Origin of the sequence: Azospirillum sp. B506 (assembly GCF_000333595.1) — a bacterium.
In the GTDB taxonomy this organism is placed as follows: Bacteria; Pseudomonadota; Alphaproteobacteria; order Azospirillales; family Azospirillaceae; genus Azospirillum.
In genome coordinates, this window is record NZ_BADK01000082.1 from 1 (window position 1) to 20,780 (window position 20,780).

General features: G+C 64.5%; 18 protein-coding genes and 1 pseudogene. 9 read left to right on the forward strand and 10 right to left on the reverse strand.

From position 1 onward, the window contains the following. Together I71_RS02745 and thiD are read left to right on the forward strand one after the other, a co-directional pair. Positions 1 to 379, forward strand: a pseudogene (locus I71_RS02745) (phosphoglucosamine mutase); the annotation flags it as partial. Next, positions 376 to 1,206 (forward strand): bifunctional hydroxymethylpyrimidine kinase/phosphomethylpyrimidine kinase, encoded by an 831-nt coding sequence (gene thiD / locus I71_RS02750; protein WP_083896934.1) that lies wholly within the window; start codon positions 376 to 378, stop codon positions 1,204 to 1,206. The pseudogene I71_RS02745 and the gene thiD, both read left to right, overlap by 4 nt. A 21-nt stretch (positions 1,207 to 1,227) precedes the next feature. Here thiD and I71_RS02755 read toward each other — a convergent pair whose 3' ends face one another. Continuing rightward, on the reverse strand, positions 1,228 to 1,782 hold the full coding sequence (locus tag I71_RS02755; protein ID WP_042690134.1) for a response regulator transcription factor: 555 nt from the start codon (positions 1,780 to 1,782) through the stop codon (positions 1,228 to 1,230). Next, entirely contained in the window at positions 1,769 to 3,046 is a 1,278-nt protein-coding gene (locus I71_RS02760) for an ATP-binding protein (protein ID WP_244433592.1), read from the reverse strand. Before I71_RS02760 ends, I71_RS02755 begins: the two co-directional genes overlap by 14 nt. Positions 3,047 to 3,946: 900 nt before the next feature. Here I71_RS02760 and I71_RS37075 point away from each other — a divergent pair. Then, complete coding sequence (locus I71_RS37075; protein WP_148294130.1) at positions 3,947 to 4,594, forward strand: hypothetical protein; 648 nt, start codon at positions 3,947 to 3,949, stop codon at positions 4,592 to 4,594. A gap of 312 nt (positions 4,595 to 4,906) precedes the next feature. Here the strand turns inward: I71_RS37075 and I71_RS02765 are convergent, their stop codons facing one another. Genes I71_RS02765 through cyoA form a run of 5 tightly spaced genes read right to left on the reverse strand, consistent with a single transcriptional unit; the run spans position 4,907 to position 9,871 of the window. After that, the gene (locus tag I71_RS02765; RefSeq protein ID WP_042690139.1) at positions 4,907 to 5,689 is read right to left on the reverse strand and encodes an SURF1 family protein; all 783 of its coding nucleotides are present in this window, start codon (positions 5,687 to 5,689) and stop codon (positions 4,907 to 4,909) included. After that, entirely contained in the window at positions 5,686 to 6,087 is a 402-nt protein-coding gene (gene cyoD / locus I71_RS02770; RefSeq protein WP_042690143.1) for a cytochrome o ubiquinol oxidase subunit IV, read from the reverse strand. The genes I71_RS02765 and cyoD overlap by 4 nt, the downstream gene beginning before the upstream one ends. Further along, positions 6,084 to 6,743 carry a cytochrome o ubiquinol oxidase subunit III gene (cyoC, locus tag I71_RS02775; protein WP_375731167.1) on the reverse strand — a complete coding sequence of 220 codons (660 nt, stop codon included), beginning with the start codon at positions 6,741 to 6,743 and terminating at the stop codon, positions 6,084 to 6,086. Before cyoC ends, cyoD begins: the two co-directional genes overlap by 4 nt. A gap of 3 nt (positions 6,744 to 6,746) precedes the next feature. Beyond that, positions 6,747 to 8,744, reverse strand: a complete 1,998-nt coding sequence (gene cyoB, locus I71_RS02780) for a cytochrome o ubiquinol oxidase subunit I (RefSeq protein WP_042690147.1) — start codon at positions 8,742 to 8,744, stop codon at positions 6,747 to 6,749. A 14-nt stretch (positions 8,745 to 8,758) separates the two neighbouring features. Next, the gene (gene cyoA / locus I71_RS02785; RefSeq protein WP_042690152.1) at positions 8,759 to 9,871 is read right to left on the reverse strand and encodes a ubiquinol oxidase subunit II; all 1,113 of its coding nucleotides are present in this window, start codon (positions 9,869 to 9,871) and stop codon (positions 8,759 to 8,761) included. A 180-nt stretch (positions 9,872 to 10,051) separates the two neighbouring features. Between cyoA and I71_RS02790 the strand changes: the two genes are divergently transcribed. Beyond that, on the forward strand, positions 10,052 to 11,362 hold the full coding sequence (locus tag I71_RS02790) for an MFS transporter (protein ID WP_042690157.1): 1,311 nt from the start codon (positions 10,052 to 10,054) through the stop codon (positions 11,360 to 11,362). 10 nt (positions 11,363 to 11,372) lie between these two features. Here the strand turns inward: I71_RS02790 and I71_RS02795 are convergent, their stop codons facing one another. The 3 genes from I71_RS02795 to I71_RS02805 all read right to left on the reverse strand — a co-directional run bounded on the left by I71_RS02795 (position 11,373) and on the right by I71_RS02805 (position 13,852). After that, positions 11,373 to 11,951: a hypothetical protein gene (locus I71_RS02795; RefSeq protein ID WP_042690161.1), complete on the reverse strand. Its 579-nt coding sequence runs from the start codon at positions 11,949 to 11,951 to the stop codon at positions 11,373 to 11,375. A gap of 9 nt (positions 11,952 to 11,960) precedes the next feature. Continuing rightward, entirely contained in the window at positions 11,961 to 13,133 is a 1,173-nt protein-coding gene (locus I71_RS02800; protein WP_042690165.1) for a zinc-dependent alcohol dehydrogenase, read from the reverse strand. Between the two features lie 98 nt (positions 13,134 to 13,231). After that, positions 13,232 to 13,852, reverse strand: a complete 621-nt coding sequence (locus I71_RS02805; RefSeq protein ID WP_042690168.1) for a hemerythrin domain-containing protein — start codon at positions 13,850 to 13,852, stop codon at positions 13,232 to 13,234. Between the two features lie 231 nt (positions 13,853 to 14,083). Between I71_RS02805 and I71_RS39380 the strand changes: the two genes are divergently transcribed. From I71_RS39380 to I71_RS02825, 5 genes are all read left to right on the forward strand, one after another. Next, on the forward strand, positions 14,084 to 14,221 hold the full coding sequence (locus I71_RS39380; protein ID WP_244433593.1) for a hypothetical protein: 138 nt from the start codon (positions 14,084 to 14,086) through the stop codon (positions 14,219 to 14,221). A gap of 1 nt (position 14,222) precedes the next feature. After that, positions 14,223 to 14,378, forward strand: coding sequence for a hypothetical protein (locus I71_RS39385; RefSeq protein WP_244433594.1), 156 nt, complete (start codon positions 14,223 to 14,225; stop codon positions 14,376 to 14,378). Positions 14,379 to 14,578: 200 nt separating this feature from the next. Next, entirely contained in the window at positions 14,579 to 15,196 is a 618-nt protein-coding gene (locus tag I71_RS02815) for a metal-dependent hydrolase (RefSeq protein ID WP_049975889.1), read from the forward strand. 466 nt (positions 15,197 to 15,662) lie between these two features. Then, entirely contained in the window at positions 15,663 to 19,289 is a 3,627-nt protein-coding gene (gene putA, locus I71_RS02820; protein ID WP_244433595.1) for a trifunctional transcriptional regulator/proline dehydrogenase/L-glutamate gamma-semialdehyde dehydrogenase, read from the forward strand. Between the two features lie 250 nt (positions 19,290 to 19,539). After that, the gene (locus I71_RS02825; RefSeq protein WP_042690175.1) at positions 19,540 to 20,685 is read left to right on the forward strand and encodes an MFS transporter; all 1,146 of its coding nucleotides are present in this window, start codon (positions 19,540 to 19,542) and stop codon (positions 20,683 to 20,685) included. Positions 20,686 to 20,780: the final 95 nt, after the last annotated feature.

A 20,780-nucleotide genomic window follows, 5' to 3' on the forward strand; every position in this document is an offset into this window, starting at 1 on the left:
TGTCGTGCTGTCCGACTATTCCACCACCGGCGACGGGCTGATCGCCGCCTTGCAGGTGCTGGCGGTGCTGATCCAGGCCGATGGCCGCTCGGCCAGCGAGGTCTGCCGTGTGTTCGACCCGGTGCCGCAGAAGCTGACCAACGTCCGCTTCACCGCCGGGACCAAGCCGCTGGAGGATGCCGCCGTCCAGCAGGCGATCAAGGAGGGCGAGGCGCGCCTGGCGTCGGGCGGCCGCCTGCTGATCCGCAAGTCGGGCACCGAGCCGCTCATCCGCGTGATGGCGGAGGGTGACGACGCGGCGCTGGTCCACAGCGTGGTCGCCGACATCGCCGGGGCCATCCAGGCCAGCGCCACCCGCAGCCTGGAGGCCGCGCAATGAGTGACAACAGCATCAATGGCAGCACCATCACTGGCCGCGTCCTGATCGTCGCCGGATCCGATTCCGGCGGCGGTGCCGGAATCCAGGCCGACATCAAGGCGGTCAGCGCGCTCGGCGCCTATGCCATGACCGCCATCGCGGCCTTGACGGCGCAGAACACCACCGGCGTCTATGGCGTGGTGCCGGTCGACCCGGCTTTCGTCGCCCTGCAGATGAAGCTGGTGCTGGAAGATATCGGCGCTGACGCGGTGAAGATCGGCATGCTTGCCAACGCGCCCGTCATCGAGGCGGTGGCAGCGGAGTATGAGGCGCGCGCCGTCAACGTGCCGCTGGTGCTCGATCCGGTGATGATCGCCAAGAGCGGCCACCACCTGCTCGACCCCGACGCGGTGCTGACCCTGCGCAAGCGGCTGCTGCCGCTGGCCGAGGTGGTGACACCCAACCTGCCGGAAGCCGAGGCGCTGACCGACCTGCCGATCCGCGACCTCGACGACATGCGCCGCGCCGCCGAACTGATGCTGAGCTTCGGCCCGAAATCGGTGCTGCTGAAGGGCGGCCATCTGGAGGACGACACCCTCTACGACCTGCTCCTGACCGAAGAGGGCGAGACGGTGTTCCAGGGTCAGCGTGTCCACACCCCGCACACCCACGGCACCGGCTGCACCCTGTCCTCGGCCATCGCCGCCGGTCTGGCCCAGGGCCTTACCACGCGCGATGCGGTGGCGCGGGCGCGGCGCTATGTCGAGACGGCGATCCTGACCGCCCCCGGCTTCGGCCACGGCCACGGCCCGCTCAACCACCTGCACACGGTGCGGGAGTTTTCGTAAGGAACGCTGCGGGTGTCCGGATCACGGCACCCGCTTCTTCTCCAGCTTGCGCGCCAGCGTGCGCCGGTGCATGCCGAGCCGCCGCGCGGTCTCGGAGATGTTGAAGTTCGTTTCCACCAGCGTCTCGTGGATGCGCTCCCACTCCAGGTTCTTGATCGAGGTGGTGCGGACGGTGGGCGCGATGGAAGTGTCGCCTTCGATGCGGTCGAAGGCCGCCTCGATGTCGTCGGTGTTGGACGGTTTGGCCAGATAGTGGCAGGCGCCGAGCTTGATCGCTTCCACCGCGGTGGCGATGCTGGCGAAGCCGGTCAGCACGACGATGCGGGTCTCCTCGTCCGCCTCGTGCAGTTCCTTCACGCATTCGAGGCCCGACCCGGTGGCGAGCTTGAGGTCGATCACCGCATAGTCGGGGTCCACCGTCTGCAAAAGCTCCCGCATCTCCTCCAGCCCGGCGCAGGCATGGACCTCGTAGCCGCGGCGTTCGAAGGACCGGCGCAGGGCGCGGGCGAAGGACGCATCGTCCTCGACGATCAGCAGGGTGCGCAGGGCCTCCTCTTCCAATTCAATCGTCTCCATCGGCGCCTCCCGGCGACAGGGCGGACAGCGGCAGGGTCAGCGTCACGGTGGCGCCGCCGCCGGCCCGGTTCTTGGCCGACACCGTTCCACCCAGCTTGCGCAGCACATTCATCACCAGGAACAGCCCGAGCCCGCTGCCCGGCCGCTTCTTGGTCGAGCGGTAGGGCTTGCCCAACTCCTCCAGGATGGCCGGGTCGAAGCCGGGGCCGCGGTCGTTGATCGCCACCACCAGATTGTCGCCCTGCCGCAAGGCGGCGACGCCGATCCAGCCCGGTGAGGCTTCCAGCGCATTGTCCAGCACGTTGAACAGCACCTGTTTGAGGGCGAGGTCGGCGATCATCCGTTCCTGTGGGCCGACGGTGTTGTCGTAGTCGAAGCGGCCCGGCGAGCGGCTGGACAGCCAGTCCGCGACCAGCCCGTCGAGGAAGCCCTTCACCGTGGTGCGCACGGTTCCTTCGCCGCGCGCCTCGCCGGACGACAGCAGGATGCCGGAGACGATGGCCTTGCAGCGGTCGATCTGGTTCTGCATCTCCGCCATCTCGTCGGCCAGATCGGGATCGGACGTCAGCGACGGCATGCGGCGCCAGTCGTTGAGGATCACCGACAGGGTGGCGAGCGGCGTTCCCAGCTCATGCGCCGCACCCGACGCCAGCAGGCCCATGCGGACGATGTGCGCCTCTTCCATCGAGCGCTGGCGCAGTTCGGCCAGATAGGCGTCGCGGGCGCGCAGGTTGCGGTTGATCTGGGTGAGGAAGGGGACCAGCAGGCTCGCCGCCAGCACGAAGCAAATGAACATGCCCTGGATGTGCAGGCTGAACAGCTCGCCCTCATGCACATGGGGCAGGGGAAGCGGCTGGAAGGTGCCGGTCAGCCAGGTGAAGCCGGCGGTCGCCACCAGCACCAGCGCCCAGGCCGACCAGGCCTCCAGCAGCACGGCCCCCAGCGCCACCTGAAGAAGATACAGCGAGATGAAGGGGTTGGAAGCACCGCCGCTGAGATAGAGCTGCAGGGTCAGCGCCCAGACATCGATCAGCAGCTCCAGGAACAGCTGGGTGTTGGAGACGTTGGCGCTGCGCCGGATCTGGATCAGGCTGGCGATGTTCAGCGCGATCAGCACGAAGATCACCGAGGCCATCGGCAGCAGTGGCAGGCGGATGCCCATCTGAAGATGGACGATCAGGATCGTCACGATCTGCCCGACGACGGCGAGCCAACGCAGTTGGACGAGCAGGAACAGATTTTTGCGGTCGGTGGGGTCGCGCACGAAAGACGTCCTGTTCCTCGCCCGGTTCATCAGCACACCGACTTATATAGAGAGTTACCGGCGGCAGGGGAGTTTTAGGTGGATTTTTAGGAAGCGCTTGCCGCTCTGTCGAAAGCCTCGCCCTTTGCTCGATGACCAAGAGGGATGCAGTTTACAAGCATGCCAACCGGCAACGCTGGGAGATCGAAACCTTCATGCCGGTCGCGAAGTGGAGGCGGGACGAGGTTCCATCCCCCCTGGCCTGCTTGGTATTTCCGTCTAAATCTTTCGACATGGCAAATTGCTCTAATGCTTCTCTTCACAGACAACTTGTTGCTGTCTTTGGCAGACAGTGAGACTTAAAGACGCAGTGCTGAGGTCATTGTTGAATTGATCTAAATCGGTGTTATACTGATATGTGAAATTTTCTTCATGAAGCGCAACGTAAAGATGGGAAATACAATATGTCTTTCAATGTTACATTTAAAATTCTGTGGTCAAGAAATGGGAATCCCATAAAAAATGGAATACTAGTTTACGAATGTGATAACAGAAATGGCAGGGATTTGTACCCTGATAATTTAAATGACAGGGGCGTGGCGGTAACTAATTGGCACGATTCTTGGAAAGGCGATACGGTTAGGGTGTATTGTCACACCGACGGAAGAAATGTTGGAAAGCCAAAATATATTGAAACAGTCACTTTAAAAAGTGGTGCCAATTTTGTTCTTTGGCCAGATTGATAAAATTTCGTTTTCCATGGTTAATGGGCTGAGTGGATCTATAGGCGAAAGCATCGACATTATAGTATCGGTGTCTTGGTATGGCTCTAGAGTGATTCAAATTATCGATTTGCGGCGTGATTGAGGCGTGAGCATCTGCATCTTGACGTGCAGGACAGCGGTAATACGGAGCGATTAAATGACCAGTAAATATAACTCTAAGTGCTATGGATGCGGGTATTATGAGGGAGCAAATTCAAAAGGAGATATTGGTTCAATTTTTTGTTCATTGGGAGGAGGTAAGCATCCAAGGAATGGGATAGCTGGATGCAGTAGTTTCTCTCCAGATGAGTCGGCGGGCTGTTTCAGGGGATGCGCTTGGTTAGTTCGTCCAGAAAATGGACTGTCTTATTGCTCCAAAGGTGTTTTTAGCGGAGGATCTACGAAGGATGGATATTGTTCTGAATATGAGAAGAAAGATCACTTTGAATCCCATGGTGCTGGAAGAAAGAGATCCAGTTGCTACTTGACGGGTGCTTACGTTGATTTTGCTGGTCTTGGAGATGATTGTGAGCAATTAAAGTTAATGAGGCAGCTTCGGGATGAATTCGTTATAAAAACGAATGACGGTAAAAAAATGTTGGAGGAGTATAAAGAGAATTCTCCGAAAATAGTGGAGGCAATAAATGAAATGCATAAATGCGAACAAGTAGAAGTATATGAAAATATATTCAAGTCAATTTCTTTGGCTTCAAGAGAGGTGAAGAATGGAAAATTTCAAGAAGCAATGAATCATTACGTTGATATGTATAATTCTCTCAAATCAAAGGTAGAATCGAGGATTTAGAAAAATTTTATATCGAAATATGCTAGACGGCTTTTGCGTGATGACGGACAATCCTAGATTTGAATGTAATTTCATTGGCATAAAATAAGATAGCAGATTTTTGAATATTTCCGGCATTTATTATATCTGGTGGAGTGATTTTCTCAGAATAAAAATACTTATATAAATTTCTCTATTTCCGATAAAAATAGTGCCTGTCTTCTCAAGAGGGGAATAATATCTCAAAAGACCGAAAAGACATTGCCTGTAATTTCCGATATATCGTTTCATTCTTATTCCAATTGGAAGGTTTCGCCAGAGGAAGCGCCTGTTTCATGTCCTCCGGCGTCGCATCTCGCTGCGGATGACGAACAGGGCCGCGCCGATCAGCATCAGGTCCAGCGTGAACCAGGTAAGCGCATAGCTGAGATGGCTGTTGGGGAAGCTGATCACGGTCAGCCCGCCGACCGGCCAGCCGCCGGGATTGCGGGTGCTGTCGGCGTCGATGAAATAGGGGGCGAAATAGGGGGCGACATCGCTCAGCCCCTTCGCGGCGCCGATGGCGGTCACGTCGCGGGAATACCAGCGGCCGGCGGCCGGGTCGTTGCTGCGCAGGAAGCCGCCCTTCGGCTCGCTGATGCGCAACAGGCCGGCGACGGTCACGGCACCTTGCGGCTGGGCGTCGGCGCGGGTCGCGGGGTCGCGCTTTTCCGGCGGCACGAAGCCGCGGTTGACCAGGACGGTGAAGCCGCGGTCGGTGACCAGCGGGGTCATCACCCAGAAGCCGCCGCCCAGATCGCTGACGGCCTGGACCAGCGTCTCGCGGTCGTTGAGGAGACGGCCGGTGACGGCGACCCGGCGGTATTCGTCCGAAGTGGCGCTGACCGAGGCCCAGGACTCCGGTCCCGGGGCCGGGACGGGCGCGGCATGGATGCGGGCGTCCACCCGCTCGATCAGATCGAGCTTCCACACCCGGCGTTCGAGCTGCCAGATGCCGAGCGCGGTCAGGCCGGCGATGCCGGCGAGCGCCAGAAGGCCGAAGAGGGCCAGCGCCCAGACCGGGCGGGCCCTCTTCGCCGAACCGCCCGCTGGGGGCGCGGACGGCAGTGCGGTCACGGCATCTTGCTCATGTCGTGGCTCATGCCGGGCATCATGTTGTAGTTCAGGTGGTACATCACCCACAGCGAACCGGAGAACATGATGAAGACGACGATGATCGTGAAGATCATCGCCAACATCGACCAGCCACCTTCGACGCGGCCGTTCATGTGCAGGAAGTAAACCATGTGGACGATGATCTGGACGACGGACAGCACCAGGATCACGGCCGTGGTGGTCGTGTTGTCCAACGTGCCGTTCATCACCAGCCAGAACGGGATGACCGTCAGGATCACCGACAGGACGAAGCCGATCATATAGCTGCCGAAGGTGCCGTGGGCGCCCGCGGGGTGGCCATGATCGTCATGACCATGCCCATGATCGGCGTGGTGGTCGCTGTGCGCGTGGGTGCTCATCGCAGCGCTCCCATCAGATAGACGAAGGTGAACACACCGATCCAGATGACGTCCAGGAAGTGCCAGAACATGCTGAGGCACATCAGGCGCCGGCGGTTGGCCGGGATCAGGCCGCGGCGGGCGACCTGGACCATCAGCGTCACCAGCCACACGCTGCCGAAGGTGACGTGCAGGCCGTGGGTGCCGACCAGCGTGAAGAAGGACGACAGGAAGGCACTGCGCCACGGGCCGGCGCCCTCATGGATCAGATGCGCGAACTCGAACAGCTCGATGCCGAGGAAGGCGAGGCCGAACAGCAGCGTGACCACCAGCCAGCCCTGGGTCTGGGCGGTGCGGCCCTTCTCCATCGCCAGCATGGCGAAGCCATAGGTGATGGAGGAGAACAGAAGCATGGAGGTGTTCAGCGCCACCAGCTTCAGGTCGAACAGCTCCTTCGGCGTCGGGCCGGCGGCGTAGCTGGTGCCCAGCACGCCGTAGGTCGCGAACAGCACCGCGAAGATGAGGCAGTCGCTCATCAGGTAGATCCAGAAGCCGAGCGCGGTGCTGGCGGCTTCGTGGGCGTGCTCGTCCCTCACATAGAAGACGGGCGGGGTGGCGCCGCGCGGGGTGTCGTGCCCCGCGTGGCCGCCATGCATGGCTTCAACGGTCGTCGTCATGCTTTACACCTGTCCGGAGAGCAGACGGGTCCGCTCGTTCTCGGTCCGCACCACCTCATCCACCGGGATGTGGAAGTCGCGGTTGTAGTTGAAGGTATGGCCGATGGCGACCGCCAGCAGGCCGATGAAGCTCACCGCCGCCAGCCACCAGATGTGCCAGATCAGGGCGAAACCGAGTGCCGTGCTGAGGCCGGCCAGGATGATGCCGGCGCCGGTGTTGCTCGGCATGTGGATCGGGCGGAAGCCTTCCAGCGGACGGACATAGCCGCGCTTCTTCATGTCCCACCACGCGTCATTGTCGTGGATCACGGGCGTGAAGGCGAAGTTGTAGTCCGGCGGCGGCGAGGAGGTCGCCCATTCCAGGGTGCGGCCGTGCCACGGGTCGCCGGTGACGTCGACCAGCTGCTTGCGCTTCAGGATGCTGACGGCGATCTGGATCAGGAAGGAGCCGATGCCGAGCGCGATCAGGACGGCGCCGAAGGCGGCGATCTGGAACCAGATCTGCAGCGACGGATCCTCGAACACGCGCAGGCGGCGGGTGACGCCCATCAGGCCCAGGACATAGAGCGGCATGAAGGCGAAGTAGAAGCCGATCACCCAGAACCAGAAGGACATCTTGCCCCAGAACGGGTCGAGGCGGAAACCGAAGGCTTTCGGCCACCAGTAGTAGATGCCGGCGAACAGACCGAACAGCACGCCGCCGATGATGACGTTGTGGAAGTGGGCGATCAGGAACAGGCTGTTGTGCAGGACGAAGTCGGCCGGCGGCACCGCCAGCAGCACGCCGGTCATGCCGCCGATGACGAAGGTCAGCATGAAGGCGATGGTCCACATCATCGGCAGTTCGAACCGGATGCGGCCGCGGTACATGGTGAACAGCCAGTTGAAGATCTTCGCACCCGTCGGGATCGAGATGATCATCGTCGTGATGCCGAAGAAGGAGTTCACGCTGGCGCCGGACCCCATGGTGAAGAAGTGGTGCAGCCACACCAGATAGGACAGGATGGTGATGACGACGGTCGCGTAGACCATCGAGGTGTAGCCGAACAGCTTCTTGCCGGTGAAGGTGGAGGTCACTTCCGAGAAGATGCCGAAGCAGGGCAGGATCAGGATGTAGACTTCCGGATGGCCCCAGATCCAGATCAGGTTCACGTACATCATGGGGTTGCCGCCCATGTCGTTCGTGAAGAAATGCGTGCCGACATAGCGGTCCAGCGACAGCAGGACCAGCACGGCGGTCAGGATCGGGAAGGAGGCGACGATCAGGACGTTGGTGCAGAGCGAGGTCCAGGTGAAGACCGGCATCTTCATCATGGTCATGCCGGGCGCGCGCATCTTGATGATCGTGCAGATCAGGTTGATGCCCGACAGCGTCGTTCCGACGCCCGCGACCTGCAAGGCCCAGATGTAATAGTCGACGCCGACGTCCGGGCTGGCCTCCAGCCCCGACAACGGCGGATAGGCCAGCCAGCCGGTGCGGGCGAACTCGCCGATGAACAGCGAGGCCATGATCAGCACGGCGCCGCCGACGGTCATCCAGAAGCTGAAATTGTTCAGGAACGGGAAGGACACGTCACGCGCGCCGATCTGCAGCGGCACGACATAGTTCATCAGCCCCGTCACCAGCGGCATGGCGACGAAGAAGATCATGATCACACCGTGGGCGGTGAAGACCTGATCGAAATGGTGGGAATTGAGGTAGCCCTCGCTGCCGTTGAAGGCGATGGCCTGCTGGGCGCGCATCATGATGGCGTCGGCGAAGCCGCGCAGCAGCATGATCAGGCCCAGGATCATGTACATGATGCCGATGCGCTTGTGGTCGACGGTGGTGAACCACTCTTTCCACAGATAGCCCCACAGCTTGAAATAGCTGAGGGCGGCGACCAGCGCGATGCCGCCGAGCATCACCGCGAAGAAGGTCGCGACGACGATCGGCTCGTGATAGGGGAAGGACTCCAGGCTGAGGCGCCCGAAGAGGAAGGTCGTCAGTGTCTCAAGCATGCCGGTGTGCCCAATCAGGGATTGGCCAGCCGCAGCGGCCCGGCCGGGGAGGCGGACGCGCTGATCGGCGTGACGGTGGGGCGCTGCACGGCGGCGCCCGAGTTGGCGGCGGCTTCAACAGCCTCGGCGACGGTGCACAGGCCGGTCGGCTGCGTGTCCGGGAAGCCGGCCAGCGTGTTGGCCCGCAGGATGGCGTCGGCCGAGGCCTTGCCGCCGGCATTCAGCCCGCCCGCACGGTCGATGGCGGCCATGTCGCTCATGCACATGGTGCCGGGACGCACGCACAGGTTCACGACGGCGTTGAACAGCTTCGGATCGACGGTGCCGAAATGCTGGACCGGAACCGCCTCGCTCGGCTTCTCCAGCGCCAGATAGGCGTTGCGGTCGAGCGAACCGCCGGACGACTTCACCTTCGACACCCAGCCGTCGAAATCCTGGTTCGAGAGGCCGAGGAAGTTGAAGCGCATGTGCGAGAAGCCGGCGCCGCTGTAGTTGGACGAGAACCCCTTGTAGGTCCCCGGCTCGTTGATCACGGCGTGGAGCTTCGTCTCCATGCCCGGCATGGTGTAGATCATGCCGGCCAGCGCCGGAACGTAGAAGGCGTTCATCACCGACGAGGCGGTCAGGCTGAAGCGGATCTGCCGGTCGACCGGGGCCGCCATCTCGTTCACCGACGCGATGCCGTATTCCGGATAGACGAACAGCCATTTCCAGTCGAGCGCCACCACCTGCACGTCCAGCGGCTTGGCACCGGCGGCGACCGGCTTGTCCGACGCGATGCGGTCGAGCGGCCGGAAGGGGTCGAGCTTGTGGGTGGTCACCCAGGTGATGGCACCCAGACAGATGATGATCAGCAGCGGGGCGGCCCAGATCACCAGTTCAAGCTGCGTCGAATGGTCCCAGTCCGGTTCGTAGCGGGCCGTGTTATTGGACTGACGGTAACGCCAGGCGAACAGCACGGTAAGCGCCATGACCGGGACGATGATCAGAAGCATCAGCAGGGTGGAGATGACCACAAGGTCACCCTGCTGGCTTGCAACGTCGCCGGCCGGGTTCAGCACGACCAGGTTGCAGCCACTCAACGCCGCCATCACTGGCAGCAGGGCGATTGCGCGATAACGGCTCAAGGCAGGACCTGTATCAAAGGTTTGCTTTGGGGAGAGAGCTAGCGGCAATAGCCTAGCCCCGACATTGGACAATTTGTCCAATGCCTCACTCCTGCGCGCTTGACAGATCACCGACTGTTGAGGTGACATATTGTATGATCTGCGGATCATCGCAAGCGAAATAACGCAGCCGGAGCCGACATGATGACTTCATCGATTGCGGCCGTAGAACGGGATGCGAGGCTGGTGAACGCGCGGCATCACGGGGTCAATCCCGGAGAGATTGCCATCGGCGTGATCATCGGTCGAACCTCCGAATTTTTCGACTTCTTCGTTTACGCCATCGCTTCCGTGATCGTTTTTCCGAAGCTGGTGTTCCCCTATGTCGATCCGCTGACCGGGACCCTCTGGTCTTTCGCCATCTTCGCGCTGGCCTTCGTCGCGCGTCCGATCGGCACCTTCATCTTCATGGCCATCGACGAGAGTTACGGGCGCAGCGTCAAGCTGACCATCGCCCTGTTCCTGCTGGGCATTTCCACCGTGGCTTTGGCCTTCCTGCCGGACTACGGGGCCATCGGCGCAGCCGCCGCCTGGTTGCTGGCGCTGTCGCGCATCGGGCAGGGAATTGCGCTCGGTGGTACCTGGGACGGTCTGGCCTCGCTGCTGGCGATGAACGCGCCGGAGAACCGGCGCGGCTGGTATGCCATGATCCCGCAGCTGGGTGCGCCCATCGGCCTGATCGTGGCGAGCGGCCTGTTCGCCTACATGGTCAACAGCCTGTCGGCGGAGGATTTCTTCGCCTGGGGCTGGCGCTATCCCTTCTTCGTCGCCTTCGCCATCAATGTGGTGGCCCTGTTCTCCCGCCTGCGACTCGTACAGACGCCGGAGTTCGAACGCCTGTTCCTGAACCGCGAACTGCAGCCGGCGCCTGTCGTCGAAACGCTGCAGGTGGAGGGCAAGCGCGTGGTGATCGGCGCCTTCGCCCCGCTGGCGAGCTTCGCCCTGTTCCACATGGTCACCGTCTTCCCGCTGTCCTGGATCTTCCTGAACGCCAACCAGGAGACCGGCGTCTTCCTGGTGATCGAGGTGATCGCCGCCGTCTTCGGCACGCTCGCCATCGTCGCTTCGGGCTACATCGCCGACCGGGTCGGGCGGCGGACTCTGCTGGGCACCTGTGCGGCGGCGATCGCGGTGTTCAGCGGCTTCGCGCCGATGCTGCTCGACGGCGGCAAGGTGGGCGAGCTGGTGTTCATGGTGCTGGGCTTCGTCATCCTCGGCCTGTCCTTCGGCCAGTCGTCGGGGTCGGTGGCATCGGGCTTCAGCCAGCAATACCGCTACACCGGGTCGGCGATGACCTCCGATCTGGCCTGGCTGTTCGGCGCCGGCTTCGCGCCCTTCGTCGCCCTGTTCCTGTCCAGCCATTTCGGGCTGATCGCGTCGGGCCTCTATCTGCTGTCCGGTGCGGTCTGCACGCTGGTGGCCTTGAAGATCAACAAGACGCTGTCGTCCTGACCGCCCGCCTTTACGGTGGAATCCCCCTCTCCCCCCGGGGAGAGGGGAACCCGGCGTCGGCGGCGCCCTGGAATTGCAGGATTATCGGCGTCCGCATGTCATCGCGGATCGGCGCGTCGCTGGCGGCCCCGCGCATGGCGGAGACCGGGCGGGGAAAGCCGCTGCGGTCGCTGTAGTCCGGAACCGGCAGGCTGCGGTAATAGGCCTCCTCCCGGTGCAGCGCCTGGGCGCAGACCACATCGAGCGCCGTTGCTGCCACCACCGCGCCGAAGGCGATGCGGGCGTTGCCGGCGCGCGGGTTGACTTTGGAACCAGGGGCCATCCCCGCCGCCAGCGTCGCCATGTCGACGGCGTCGCCGGCGATGCGGCTCCAGATCCAGGGCTTCGGATCGCCGAGCGCCAGCAGGCCGACGCCTGCGGTGATCTCCCGCACGCCATAGGCGCGGATCAGGGTGGTCCTGTCCTCCATCCCCATCCAGCGGGCGATGGTTCGGCCGGCCATCAGTTCGGCGACGCCCAGGCCGATGCTGAACCAGCCCAGCCCGCGGGCGAGCGTGTCTCCGGTCGAGGAGCGGTCGTAATAGGCCATGTCGTCACCTCAGGGTTTGAGGACCACCTTGATGCAGCCGTCCCGCTTGTCGCGGAAGGTCTTGTACATCTCAGGGCCCTGATCGAGCGGAACGGTGTGGGTGATGACGAAGGACGGATCGATCTGTCCCTCCTGAATCCGGTTCAGCAGGTCGTCGGTCCAGCGGTTGACGTGGGTCTGGCCCATGCGCCAGGTCAGGCCCTTGTTCATCGCCATGCCGAAGGGCATCTTGTCGATCAGCCCGCCATAGACGCCGGGGATCGACAGGGTGCCGGCCGGGCGGCAGACATAGATCATCTCGCGCAGCACATGGGCGCGGTCCGATTCCAGCATCAGCGCCTGCTTGGCCCGGTCCATCATGCTGTCGACGGTGGCGGTGGCGTGCGCCTCCATGCCGACGGCGTCGATGCATTTCTCCGGACCCTTGCCGCCGGTCAGCTCGTTCAGCCGCTCGACGACGCTCTCCTCCTCGAAATCGATGGTGATGGCGCCGCCGGCCCTGGCCATCGCCAGCCGTTCCGGCACGCGGTCGATGGCGATCACCTGTTTGGCGCCGAGCAGGATGGCGCTGCGGATGGTCATCTGCCCGACCGGGCCGCAGCCCCAGATCGCCACGCTGTCGGTCGGCTGGATGTCGCACTGGGCGACGGCCTGCCAGCCGGTGGGGAAGATGTCGCCGAGGAACAGCACCTGCTCGTCGGTCAACCCGCTGGGGATCTTGATGTGGGTGCGGTCGGCCATCGGCACCCGCACATACTCGGCCTGCCCGCCGGCATAGCCGCCGGTCAGGTGGGTGTAACCGAACAGCCCGGCGGTGGTGTGGCCGAACATTTTGTCGGCCAGCGCCTTGTTGCGGTTGGAGCGTTCGCAGACCGAATAGTTGCCGCGCTTGCATTGGTCGCACTCGCCGCACCAGATGGTGAAGGGCACCACCACCCGCTCGCCGACCTTCAACGCGCTCTTGGCGTCGGACCCCACCTCCACCACCTCGCCCATGAATTCATGGCCGACGATGTCGCCCTTCTCCATGCCCGGCATGACATGGTCGTGCAGGTGAAGGTCTGAGCCGCAGATGGCGCAGGTCGTCACCTTGACGATGGCGTCGCGCGGATGCTCGATCTCCGGGTCCGGGACCGTGTCGCAGCGGATGTCGTTGGCGCCGTGCCAGACCAATGCTCTCATGGACGTCTTTCCTCTTCGGCCACCTGTTGAAGCCTGGGCAACAGGGCCGGCGGCCGGAGCGTTCCGCCGCCGGCCGGCCCTTTATCGGAAGGCGATGGTCAGAGGATCAGTGCCTTCTCGCGGGCGATCCCGCCGGACATGATGGCGGTCTGGCCGTCATCCAGGCTGTTGCGCAGGGCAGGGAAGTCGATCTCCTCCTCCTGCCGGATATGGCCATCGACGATGCGCTTCAGGTCCAGCGCGACGGCGAGCCAGCGCGGGTCGTCCTTCGGCGTCTGTTCCAGGATGAAGAGGTGCATCTTCATCTCGGCATGCTCGCCGTAGAGATGCTTGGCGTCCTCCTCCTTTCGCGCCTCTTCGTGCAGCAGCGGATAGACGACATCCTCCTCCGCCATGGCATGGGCGGCGAGCCGGCGCTTCAGCCGCAGCAGCAGCTGGCTGCGGCGGCCCGGCGCGTCGATGGGGGTCTGGACCATCTCCACCAGCAGGTCCTGGATGTGGCGGTGGTCGTCGACCAGCGCGTCGATGCCGTCGCGGCCGGCGGCATGGCGGGCGGTGCCGGCCAGCTGCGCCACCACCGGCGGCAGCAGACGGCTCGCCACCAGGGCCAGCGCCGCCCCGCCGGCCATCATCGCCAGCCCACGCGCGGACAGCCAGCCCGCACCGTCTGGCTGCGAATAACCTGTTTCCGAGTAACGTCGCATCATGTGGCGTGGCATGACGGTGCTCCTTCCTGCTGGTTTGGTCGTCTGCTACCCCAACAGGCGCGCAAACCACGGCGTTCCGGGAGTTGCCCAACGGGCAATGGCGGGAACGGTTGCCGTCGGCTCCGGCTTTCTGCCTGCGGCGGCCATGGCGGATATCGGACCGCCGCCACAGACGCGGAGGCGCCATGACGGCACAACGCGCCCCCCGCCTATCCGCTGCCCCAGCCCGCTGGTCTCAGTGTCGTGCTGGCGATGATTGCGTCGGTGGAGGCGATCTTTCTCTCGACCTTCGTCCTCATCGGCCAGAACCGCATGGCCGTGGTGTCGGACAAGCGCACCGACCGACCTGGATCTTCAGATCAGTCTGCGGGCCGAGCATGAGATGATGAAGCTGGGCACTTTGGTTTCTTCCATCGCCGACCATCTGGGGGTGAAAACGGAGGTCGATGCCGAACTGGGCATCATTCGCCAGGACGTCGCCCCTGAAGCCGTGCTGGATGAAATCGAAGCGACCCAGGCAAAGACCAGCACGGAGTGAATCGTCGGTCTGCGACAACCCTCCGGCAACTCATCGTTGTCGAACGCATGGAGGTTATGCGTTTAAGGAATCCCTCCTTTCACCTTGGCTTATTGTTCTGGAGCCGGAGAGTATTCTAAGGTCAAGCTACCCCCATTTCGGGTCAGGCGCAGACGCCGTCCCGACAGAGACCAGCTCCAGGCCCCGGTGATCCGACTGTGATGGCGTCCTCTCACATAATCGTCGGTGGCGCCACTTGGTTCTACCTGTCGAGCCGGTACGGGATGACCTTCGACGCGGTCGCCTTCGGGGCGGCGATTCTGGGGGCGCTGGCCCCGGACATCGACCACCCGAAATCGACGCTGGGGCAGATGGTGAAGCCGCTGTCCACCGCGATCTCCAACATCTTCGGCCATCGCGGCGTCACCCATTCCGCGCTGGCCATTGCCGGCTGCCTGTGGGTTCTGCACGAGCATGCCGCCTACCAGCATGTGCTGATCCCCTTCATCGTCGGCTATCTCACCCATCTGGCCGGCGATCTGCTGACCCCAGCCGGTCTGCCGCTGCTGTGGCCGATCAAGCGGCGGCGCAATTTCGCCCTGCCGATTTTGAAGACCGGCGGCTTTTCCGAACAACTGGCGGTGACGCTGATGGCGGGTTGGATGATCTCCGGCCTGTTCTCCGGCGGCTGGCCGGAATTCCCGCTGCAACGCCCCTGGCGCTCGGTCGTCGCCGCGGCGCAGACCTATCTGGGCGAGGGCGGCACGGAGAAGGCCGCTCCGCCGCTTCCCGTGCGCAAGCCGCCGGAAACCACCCGGTCCAAGCCGCTGAAAGGCTGACTCCAGGCCGTTCGGGCGTCTGCGCCGGCATCCCGTCAAATCTCCCGAAGTGAGGCCGATAATCCACGCATATTATCGGAATTTGAGCCATACAGCCGAATTTTATTCTGCAAAAATGGAATTGCCGGAAGCGCATCGCCAAGAACAGGCCGGATATTCTGATGTTTTCCGGGATTACCCATCATTTGTTCTGAGTATCAGGTAAAAAACAGAATTTACTATTGATAAATAGCGAAAATACCAGATGGAAAGGATCCTGGAAAATCGGTTAGCCTGACAGGCGTTGGACCGGCCTCGCCGACTGCCGGACACGGGCTTTTCGAAGCCGCCCCAAGCCCCCGACCAGAGCCAGCCACGCGATGAACCAGATGACCGACCCGAGCGTCGCCCCCGCTTCCGAGCCGTCCCTCTCCAGCGGAGCCGGCCCTTTCGCGCCTTCGCCCCCACCGTTCGTCCGGCCGGGCCGCTGCGCCAGGCGATCACCGCCGCCTACCGCCGGCCGGAGCCGGACTGCGTGGCGTGGCTGGTCGATCAGGCGGCTCTGCCGGCGGAGGTGACCGCGGCGGCGGCGCAGACCGCGCGCACGCTGATCTCGGCGCTGCGCGCCAAGCCGCAGGGCCGTGGGGTGGAGGGGCTGATCCATGAATACAGCCTGTCGAGCCAGGAGGGCGTGGCGCTGATGTGCCTGGCGGAGGCGCTGCTGCGCATTCCCGACCGCGCCACCCGCGACGCGCTGATCCGCGACAAGATCGCCGGCGGCGACTGGCGGGCCCATCTCGGCAACAGCCCGTCGCTGTTCGTCAATGCCGCGACCTGGGGGCTGCTGGTCACCGGCAAGGTAACGGGCGTGCTGGCCGACAGCTTCGGCGGCGAGCAGGCGCTGTCCTCCGCCCTGACCAAGCTGATCCTGCGCGGCGGCGAGCCGCTGATCCGCCGCGGCGTCGATTTCGCCATGCGGATGATGGGCGAGCAGTTCGTCACCGGCCAGACCATCGACGAGGCGCTGTCCAACAGCCGAAAGATGGAGGCGGACGGCTTCCGCTACTCCTATGACATGCTGGGCGAGGCGGCCACCACCGCCACCGACGCCGACCGCTATTACGCCGACTACGAGAAAGCCATACACGCCATCGGCAAGGCCTCGGCCGGGCGCGGCATCTATGACGGCCCCGGCATCTCGATCAAGCTGTCCGCCCTGCATCCGCGCTATTCGCGGGCTCATGCACAGCGCGTGATGGAGGAGCTGCTGCCGCGCGTCACCGCGCTGGCCCGGCTCGCCCGCAGCTACGACATCGGCTTGAACATCGACGCCGAGGAGGCCGACCGGCTGGAGCTGTCGCTCGACCTGCTGGAATCGCTGTGCTTCGACCCGGACCTCAAGGGCTGGGACGGCATCGGCTTCGTCGTGCAGGCCTATGGCAAGCGCTGCCCCTATGTCATCGACTTCGTCGTCGATCTGGCCCGGCGCAGCGGCCACCGGTTGATGGTGCGTCTGGTGAAGGGTGCCTACTGGGACAGCGAGATCAAGCGCGCCCAGGTCGACGGGTTGGAGGATTTCCCGGTCTATACCCGCAAGCTGCACACCGACGTCTCCTATGTCGCCTGCGCCCGCCGGCTGCTGGGTGCCCCCGACGCGGTGTTTCCGCAATTCGCCACCCACAACGCCCAGACCCTGGCCACCATCTACCGGATGGCCGAGCATCTGAACCCCGCCGGCTTCCAGGTCGGCCAGTACGAGTTCCAGTGTCTGCACGGCATGGGCGAACCGCTCTACAAGGAGGTGGTCGGCCCGCTGAAGCGGCCCTGCCGCGTCTATGCCCCGGTCGGCACCCATGAGACGCTGCTGGCCTATCTGGTCCGCCGCCTGCTGGAGAATGGCGCCAACAGCTCCTTCGTCAACCGCATCGCCGACAAGAGCGTGTCCATCGACGATCTGGTCGCCGACCCGGTGGCCCAGGCCCGCGCCGCCCTCCCGGTGGGTGGAAGGAACCCGCTGATTGCTCTGCCGCAGGACCTCTACGGCGCCGAGCGGGCGAACTCCGCCGGCCTCGACCTGTCGAACGAGACTGTCCTGGCCGATCTGTCCGTTGCGCTGCGAGACAGCGCCACCGTCGCCTGGACCGCCGCCCCGCTGCTGGCGGATGGCGGGCGCCAGGGCAAAGCCCAGCCGGTGCTGAACCCGGCCGACCACCGCGACGTCGTTGGACACTGCGTCGAGGCCGGCCCGGCCGACATCGCCGACGCCTTCCTGTTCGCCGAGGCCGCCGCTCCGGTCTGGGCCTCCACCCCGCCGGCCGAGCGCGCCGCCTGCCTGTTCCGTGCCGCCGACGCGATGCAGGCGCGGATGCCGACCCTGCTCGGTCTGATCATCCGCGAGGCCGGCAAGTCCACCGCGAACGCCATCGCCGAGGTGCGCGAGGCCATCGACTTCCTGCGCTATTACGGCGCCAGGGTCCGCGACGGCTTCGCCAACGACACCCACCTGCCGCTGGGGCCGGTGGTCTGCATCAGCCCGTGGAACTTCCCGCTCGCCATCTTCTCCGGTCAGGTCGCGGCGGCGCTGGCCGCCGGCAACCCGGTGCTGGCCAAGCCGGCGGAGGAAACCCCGCTGGTCGCGGCGGAGGCCGTGCGCCTCCTGCACGCTGCCGGGGTTCCGGCCGGCGCGGTCCAGCTTCTGCCCGGTGCCGGCGAGGTCGGTGCCGCCCTGGTCGGCCATGCCGGCACCCGCGCGGTGATGTTCACCGGCTCCACCGAGGTGGCCCGCCTGATCCAGCGCCAGCTGGCCGGGCGGCTGGCGCCGGACGGCACGCCGATCCCGCTGATCGCCGAGACCGGCGGGCAGAACGCCATGATCGTCGACAGCTCCGCCCTGGCGGAGCAGGTGGTCGGCGACGTGATCGCCTCGGCCTTCGACAGCGCCGGCCAGCGCTGCTCGGCGCTGCGCATCCTCTGCCTGCAGGAGGATGTCGCCGACCGTACGCTGACCATGCTGAAGGGCGCGATGCGCGAACTGCGCATCGGCAGTCCCGACCGGCTTGCGGTGGATGTCGGCCCGGTCATCACGGGGGAGGCGCGCGACGGCATCGCCCGCCACATCGAGGCGATGCGGGGCAAGGGCAGGCGGGTGGAGTCGCTGCCGCTGCCGCCGGAGACCGTCAACGGCACCTTCGTGGCGCCGACCATCATCGAGATCGACGCCATCGCCGACCTTCAGCGCGAGGTGTTCGGTCCGGTGCTGCATGTCCTGCGCTTCCGCCGCGACGATCTGGACAGGCTGATCGACGCCATCAACGGCACCGGCTATGGCCTGACCTTCGGCCTGCACACCCGCATCGACGCCACCATCGACCGGGTGACCGGACGCATCGAGGCCGGCAACCTGTACGTCAACCGCAACACCATCGGTGCGGTGGTCGGCGTACAGCCCTTCGGCGGCCATGGCCTGTCCGGCACCGGCCCGAAGGCCGGCGGCCCGCTGTACCTGTCGCGCCTGCTGTCGGTACGTCCCGCGCTGGAGCTGGGTGTGCGTGGCGGCGATGCCGTACGTGCGCCGGCCCAGCTCTTCGCCGACTGGCTGGCTGACCAGGGCAGGGCGGAGATCGCCACCGAGCTGCGCGCGCTGACAAAGCATTCCCCCGTCGGCGGCAGCATCGAGCTGGCCGGTCCGGTGGGTGAGCAGAATATCTACAGCCTGATCCCGCGCGGCCGCATCCTGCTGCTGCCGCAGACGGAAGACGGTCTCTACCGCCTGCTGGGGGCGGCGCTCGCCACCGGCAACGAGGTGGTGGTGGATGGCGACGCTGCGGTCGTTGTCGGCCTGAAGACCCTGCCGGCGGAACTTGCCAACCGCGTACGGCTGTCGGCGAACTGGCTGTCGTTCGGGCCGCTGGCCGGCGCGCTGGTGGAGGGCGAGTCCGCCCGCCTGTTGGGCGCCAGCAGCCGCATCGCCGAGCTGCCCGGCCCCATCGTCCTGACCCAGGGCGTCCCGGCCGGCGGCAAGGGGGTGGAGATCGCCTGGCTGCTGAACGAGCGCTCGCTCAGCACCAACACCACCGCGGCCGGCGGCAACGCCAGTCTGGTGGCGATGAGCTGAGAGCGGGAGCCGCAATCGCCGACAGGTGTCCTCTGCTGTCCCGGGAGAGTTCGGCTCCCGCCGAGGAGAGTGATGTGCAGGCGCACCCAGGATGGCACGACGGAGAGGCTTGATCGATTACTGGCCAGGCAATCTCGTGTACGAACGATCCTGCGACACGCGCATGCCTGCCATCACCGCCGCACTGCGGTACGGGGATGCGCGATCCGGTTAAGGTCCACAACCGTCACCTTTGCCGTCCGGATCCTCCATGCGTCTGATCTTCCTGCTCGGCCTCGCCGGCTTTGCCAGTGCCTTCTCCCTGCGCACCACCGATCCGATGCTGACGTTGATCGCCGACGATCTCGGCGTGACGGTCCGGCAGGCGGCGCTGCTGGCGTCCGCCTACACGTTGCCCTATGCGCTGATGCAGATCGTGCTGGGTCCGGTGGGCGACGCCATCGGCAAGTCGCGGCTCGTCCGGCTTGCGCTGTCGGTGCTGACGGTCGGCCTTATGCTGTCCACCGTCGCGCCCAGCTACGGCACGGTGATGGCTGGGCGCATCTTGGCCGGCGCCTTCGCCGGCGGCATCATCCCGGCCTCCATGGCGCTGATCGGCGACCGCGTTCCCTATGAGGAGCGGCAGATCGCCATCAGCCGCTTCCTGTTGGCTGTGATCCTCGGGCAGATGTCGGGATCCGCCATGTCGGGTGCCTTGGCGGAGGCTTTCGGCTGGCGGGCGGTGTTCGGCCTGTCTGCCTGCCTGACCGCGCTGATCTGCACCGCGGCCCTCGTCGGGCTGGCGCGCGAGGTCGAAACGCGCTCGCCGCTGTCTGTGGCGGAGGCGCAGCGGCGCTATGCCACCGTGCTGACCAACCCGGCGTCGCTGTTCGTCTTCGCCACCGTGGCGGCGGAAGGTCTGCTGATCTTCGGCGTCTTTCCCTTCGTGGCGCCGGTGTTGATCGAACATGGCGCGGCCGGCGCCTTCCAGGCCGGGCTGACCATCGCCGCCTTCGCCATCGGCGGCGTCGTCTACAGTGCGGTGGTGCGGCGGCTGATCGCCTCGCTCGGCCAATGGGGCATGATGAAGGCCGGCGGTCTGGCGGCCGGTCTGGCCTATCTGGTCATCGCCTTCCCGGTGCCCTGGCCGGTGGTCAGCCTCGCCTTCCTGGTCGCCGGCTTCGGCTTCTACATGCTGCACAACACCATGCAGACCCAGGCGACGGAGCTGGCGCCGACCGCCCGCGGGTCGGCGCTGGCCCTGTTCGCGTCGAGCTTCTTCATCGGCCAGGGCATCGGTCCGGTGCTGTACGGCACCATCGCCACCCACACCGGCTTCGGCCCGCTGTTCCTCGGCGTCGGCGCGCTGACCGCCGGGTTGGGCTTCGCCTCGGCCCGGCTGATCCGGCGTCGGTAGACCGAGTTACAGGCAGGCCCGGATGTAGGGCCGGTTCGCTTCCCACAGTTCGTCCAGGATGGCGGCCGCGGCCGTGCTGGAATTGACGACGGGGT

Bases quoted from the DNA above. Each gene is read 5' to 3' on its own strand.
- thiD (WP_083896934.1), top strand. From the start codon at position 376: ATGAGTGACAACAGCATCAATGGCAGCACCATCACTGGCCGCGTCCTG.
- I71_RS02755 (WP_042690134.1), bottom strand. From the start codon at position 1,782: ATGGAGACGATTGAATTGGAAGAGGAGGCCCTGCGCACCCTGCTGATC.
- I71_RS37075 (WP_148294130.1), top strand. From the start codon at position 3,947: ATGACCAGTAAATATAACTCTAAGTGCTATGGATGCGGGTATTATGAG.
- cyoD (WP_042690143.1), bottom strand. From the start codon at position 6,087: ATGAGCACCCACGCGCACAGCGACCACCACGCCGATCATGGGCATGGT.
- cyoC (WP_375731167.1), bottom strand. From the start codon at position 6,743: ATGACGACGACCGTTGAAGCCATGCATGGCGGCCACGCGGGGCACGAC.
- cyoB (WP_042690147.1), bottom strand. From the start codon at position 8,744: ATGCTTGAGACACTGACGACCTTCCTCTTCGGGCGCCTCAGCCTGGAG.
- I71_RS02790 (WP_042690157.1), top strand. From the start codon at position 10,052: ATGATGACTTCATCGATTGCGGCCGTAGAACGGGATGCGAGGCTGGTG.
- I71_RS02795 (WP_042690161.1), bottom strand. From the start codon at position 11,951: ATGGCCTATTACGACCGCTCCTCGACCGGAGACACGCTCGCCCGCGGG.
- I71_RS02800 (WP_042690165.1), bottom strand. From the start codon at position 13,133: ATGAGAGCATTGGTCTGGCACGGCGCCAACGACATCCGCTGCGACACG.
- I71_RS02805 (WP_042690168.1), bottom strand. From the start codon at position 13,852: ATGCCACGCCACATGATGCGACGTTACTCGGAAACAGGTTATTCGCAG.
- I71_RS39385 (WP_244433594.1), top strand. From the start codon at position 14,223: ATGATGAAGCTGGGCACTTTGGTTTCTTCCATCGCCGACCATCTGGGG.
- I71_RS02815 (WP_049975889.1), top strand. From the start codon at position 14,579: ATGGCGTCCTCTCACATAATCGTCGGTGGCGCCACTTGGTTCTACCTG.
- I71_RS02825 (WP_042690175.1), top strand. From the start codon at position 19,540: ATGCGTCTGATCTTCCTGCTCGGCCTCGCCGGCTTTGCCAGTGCCTTC.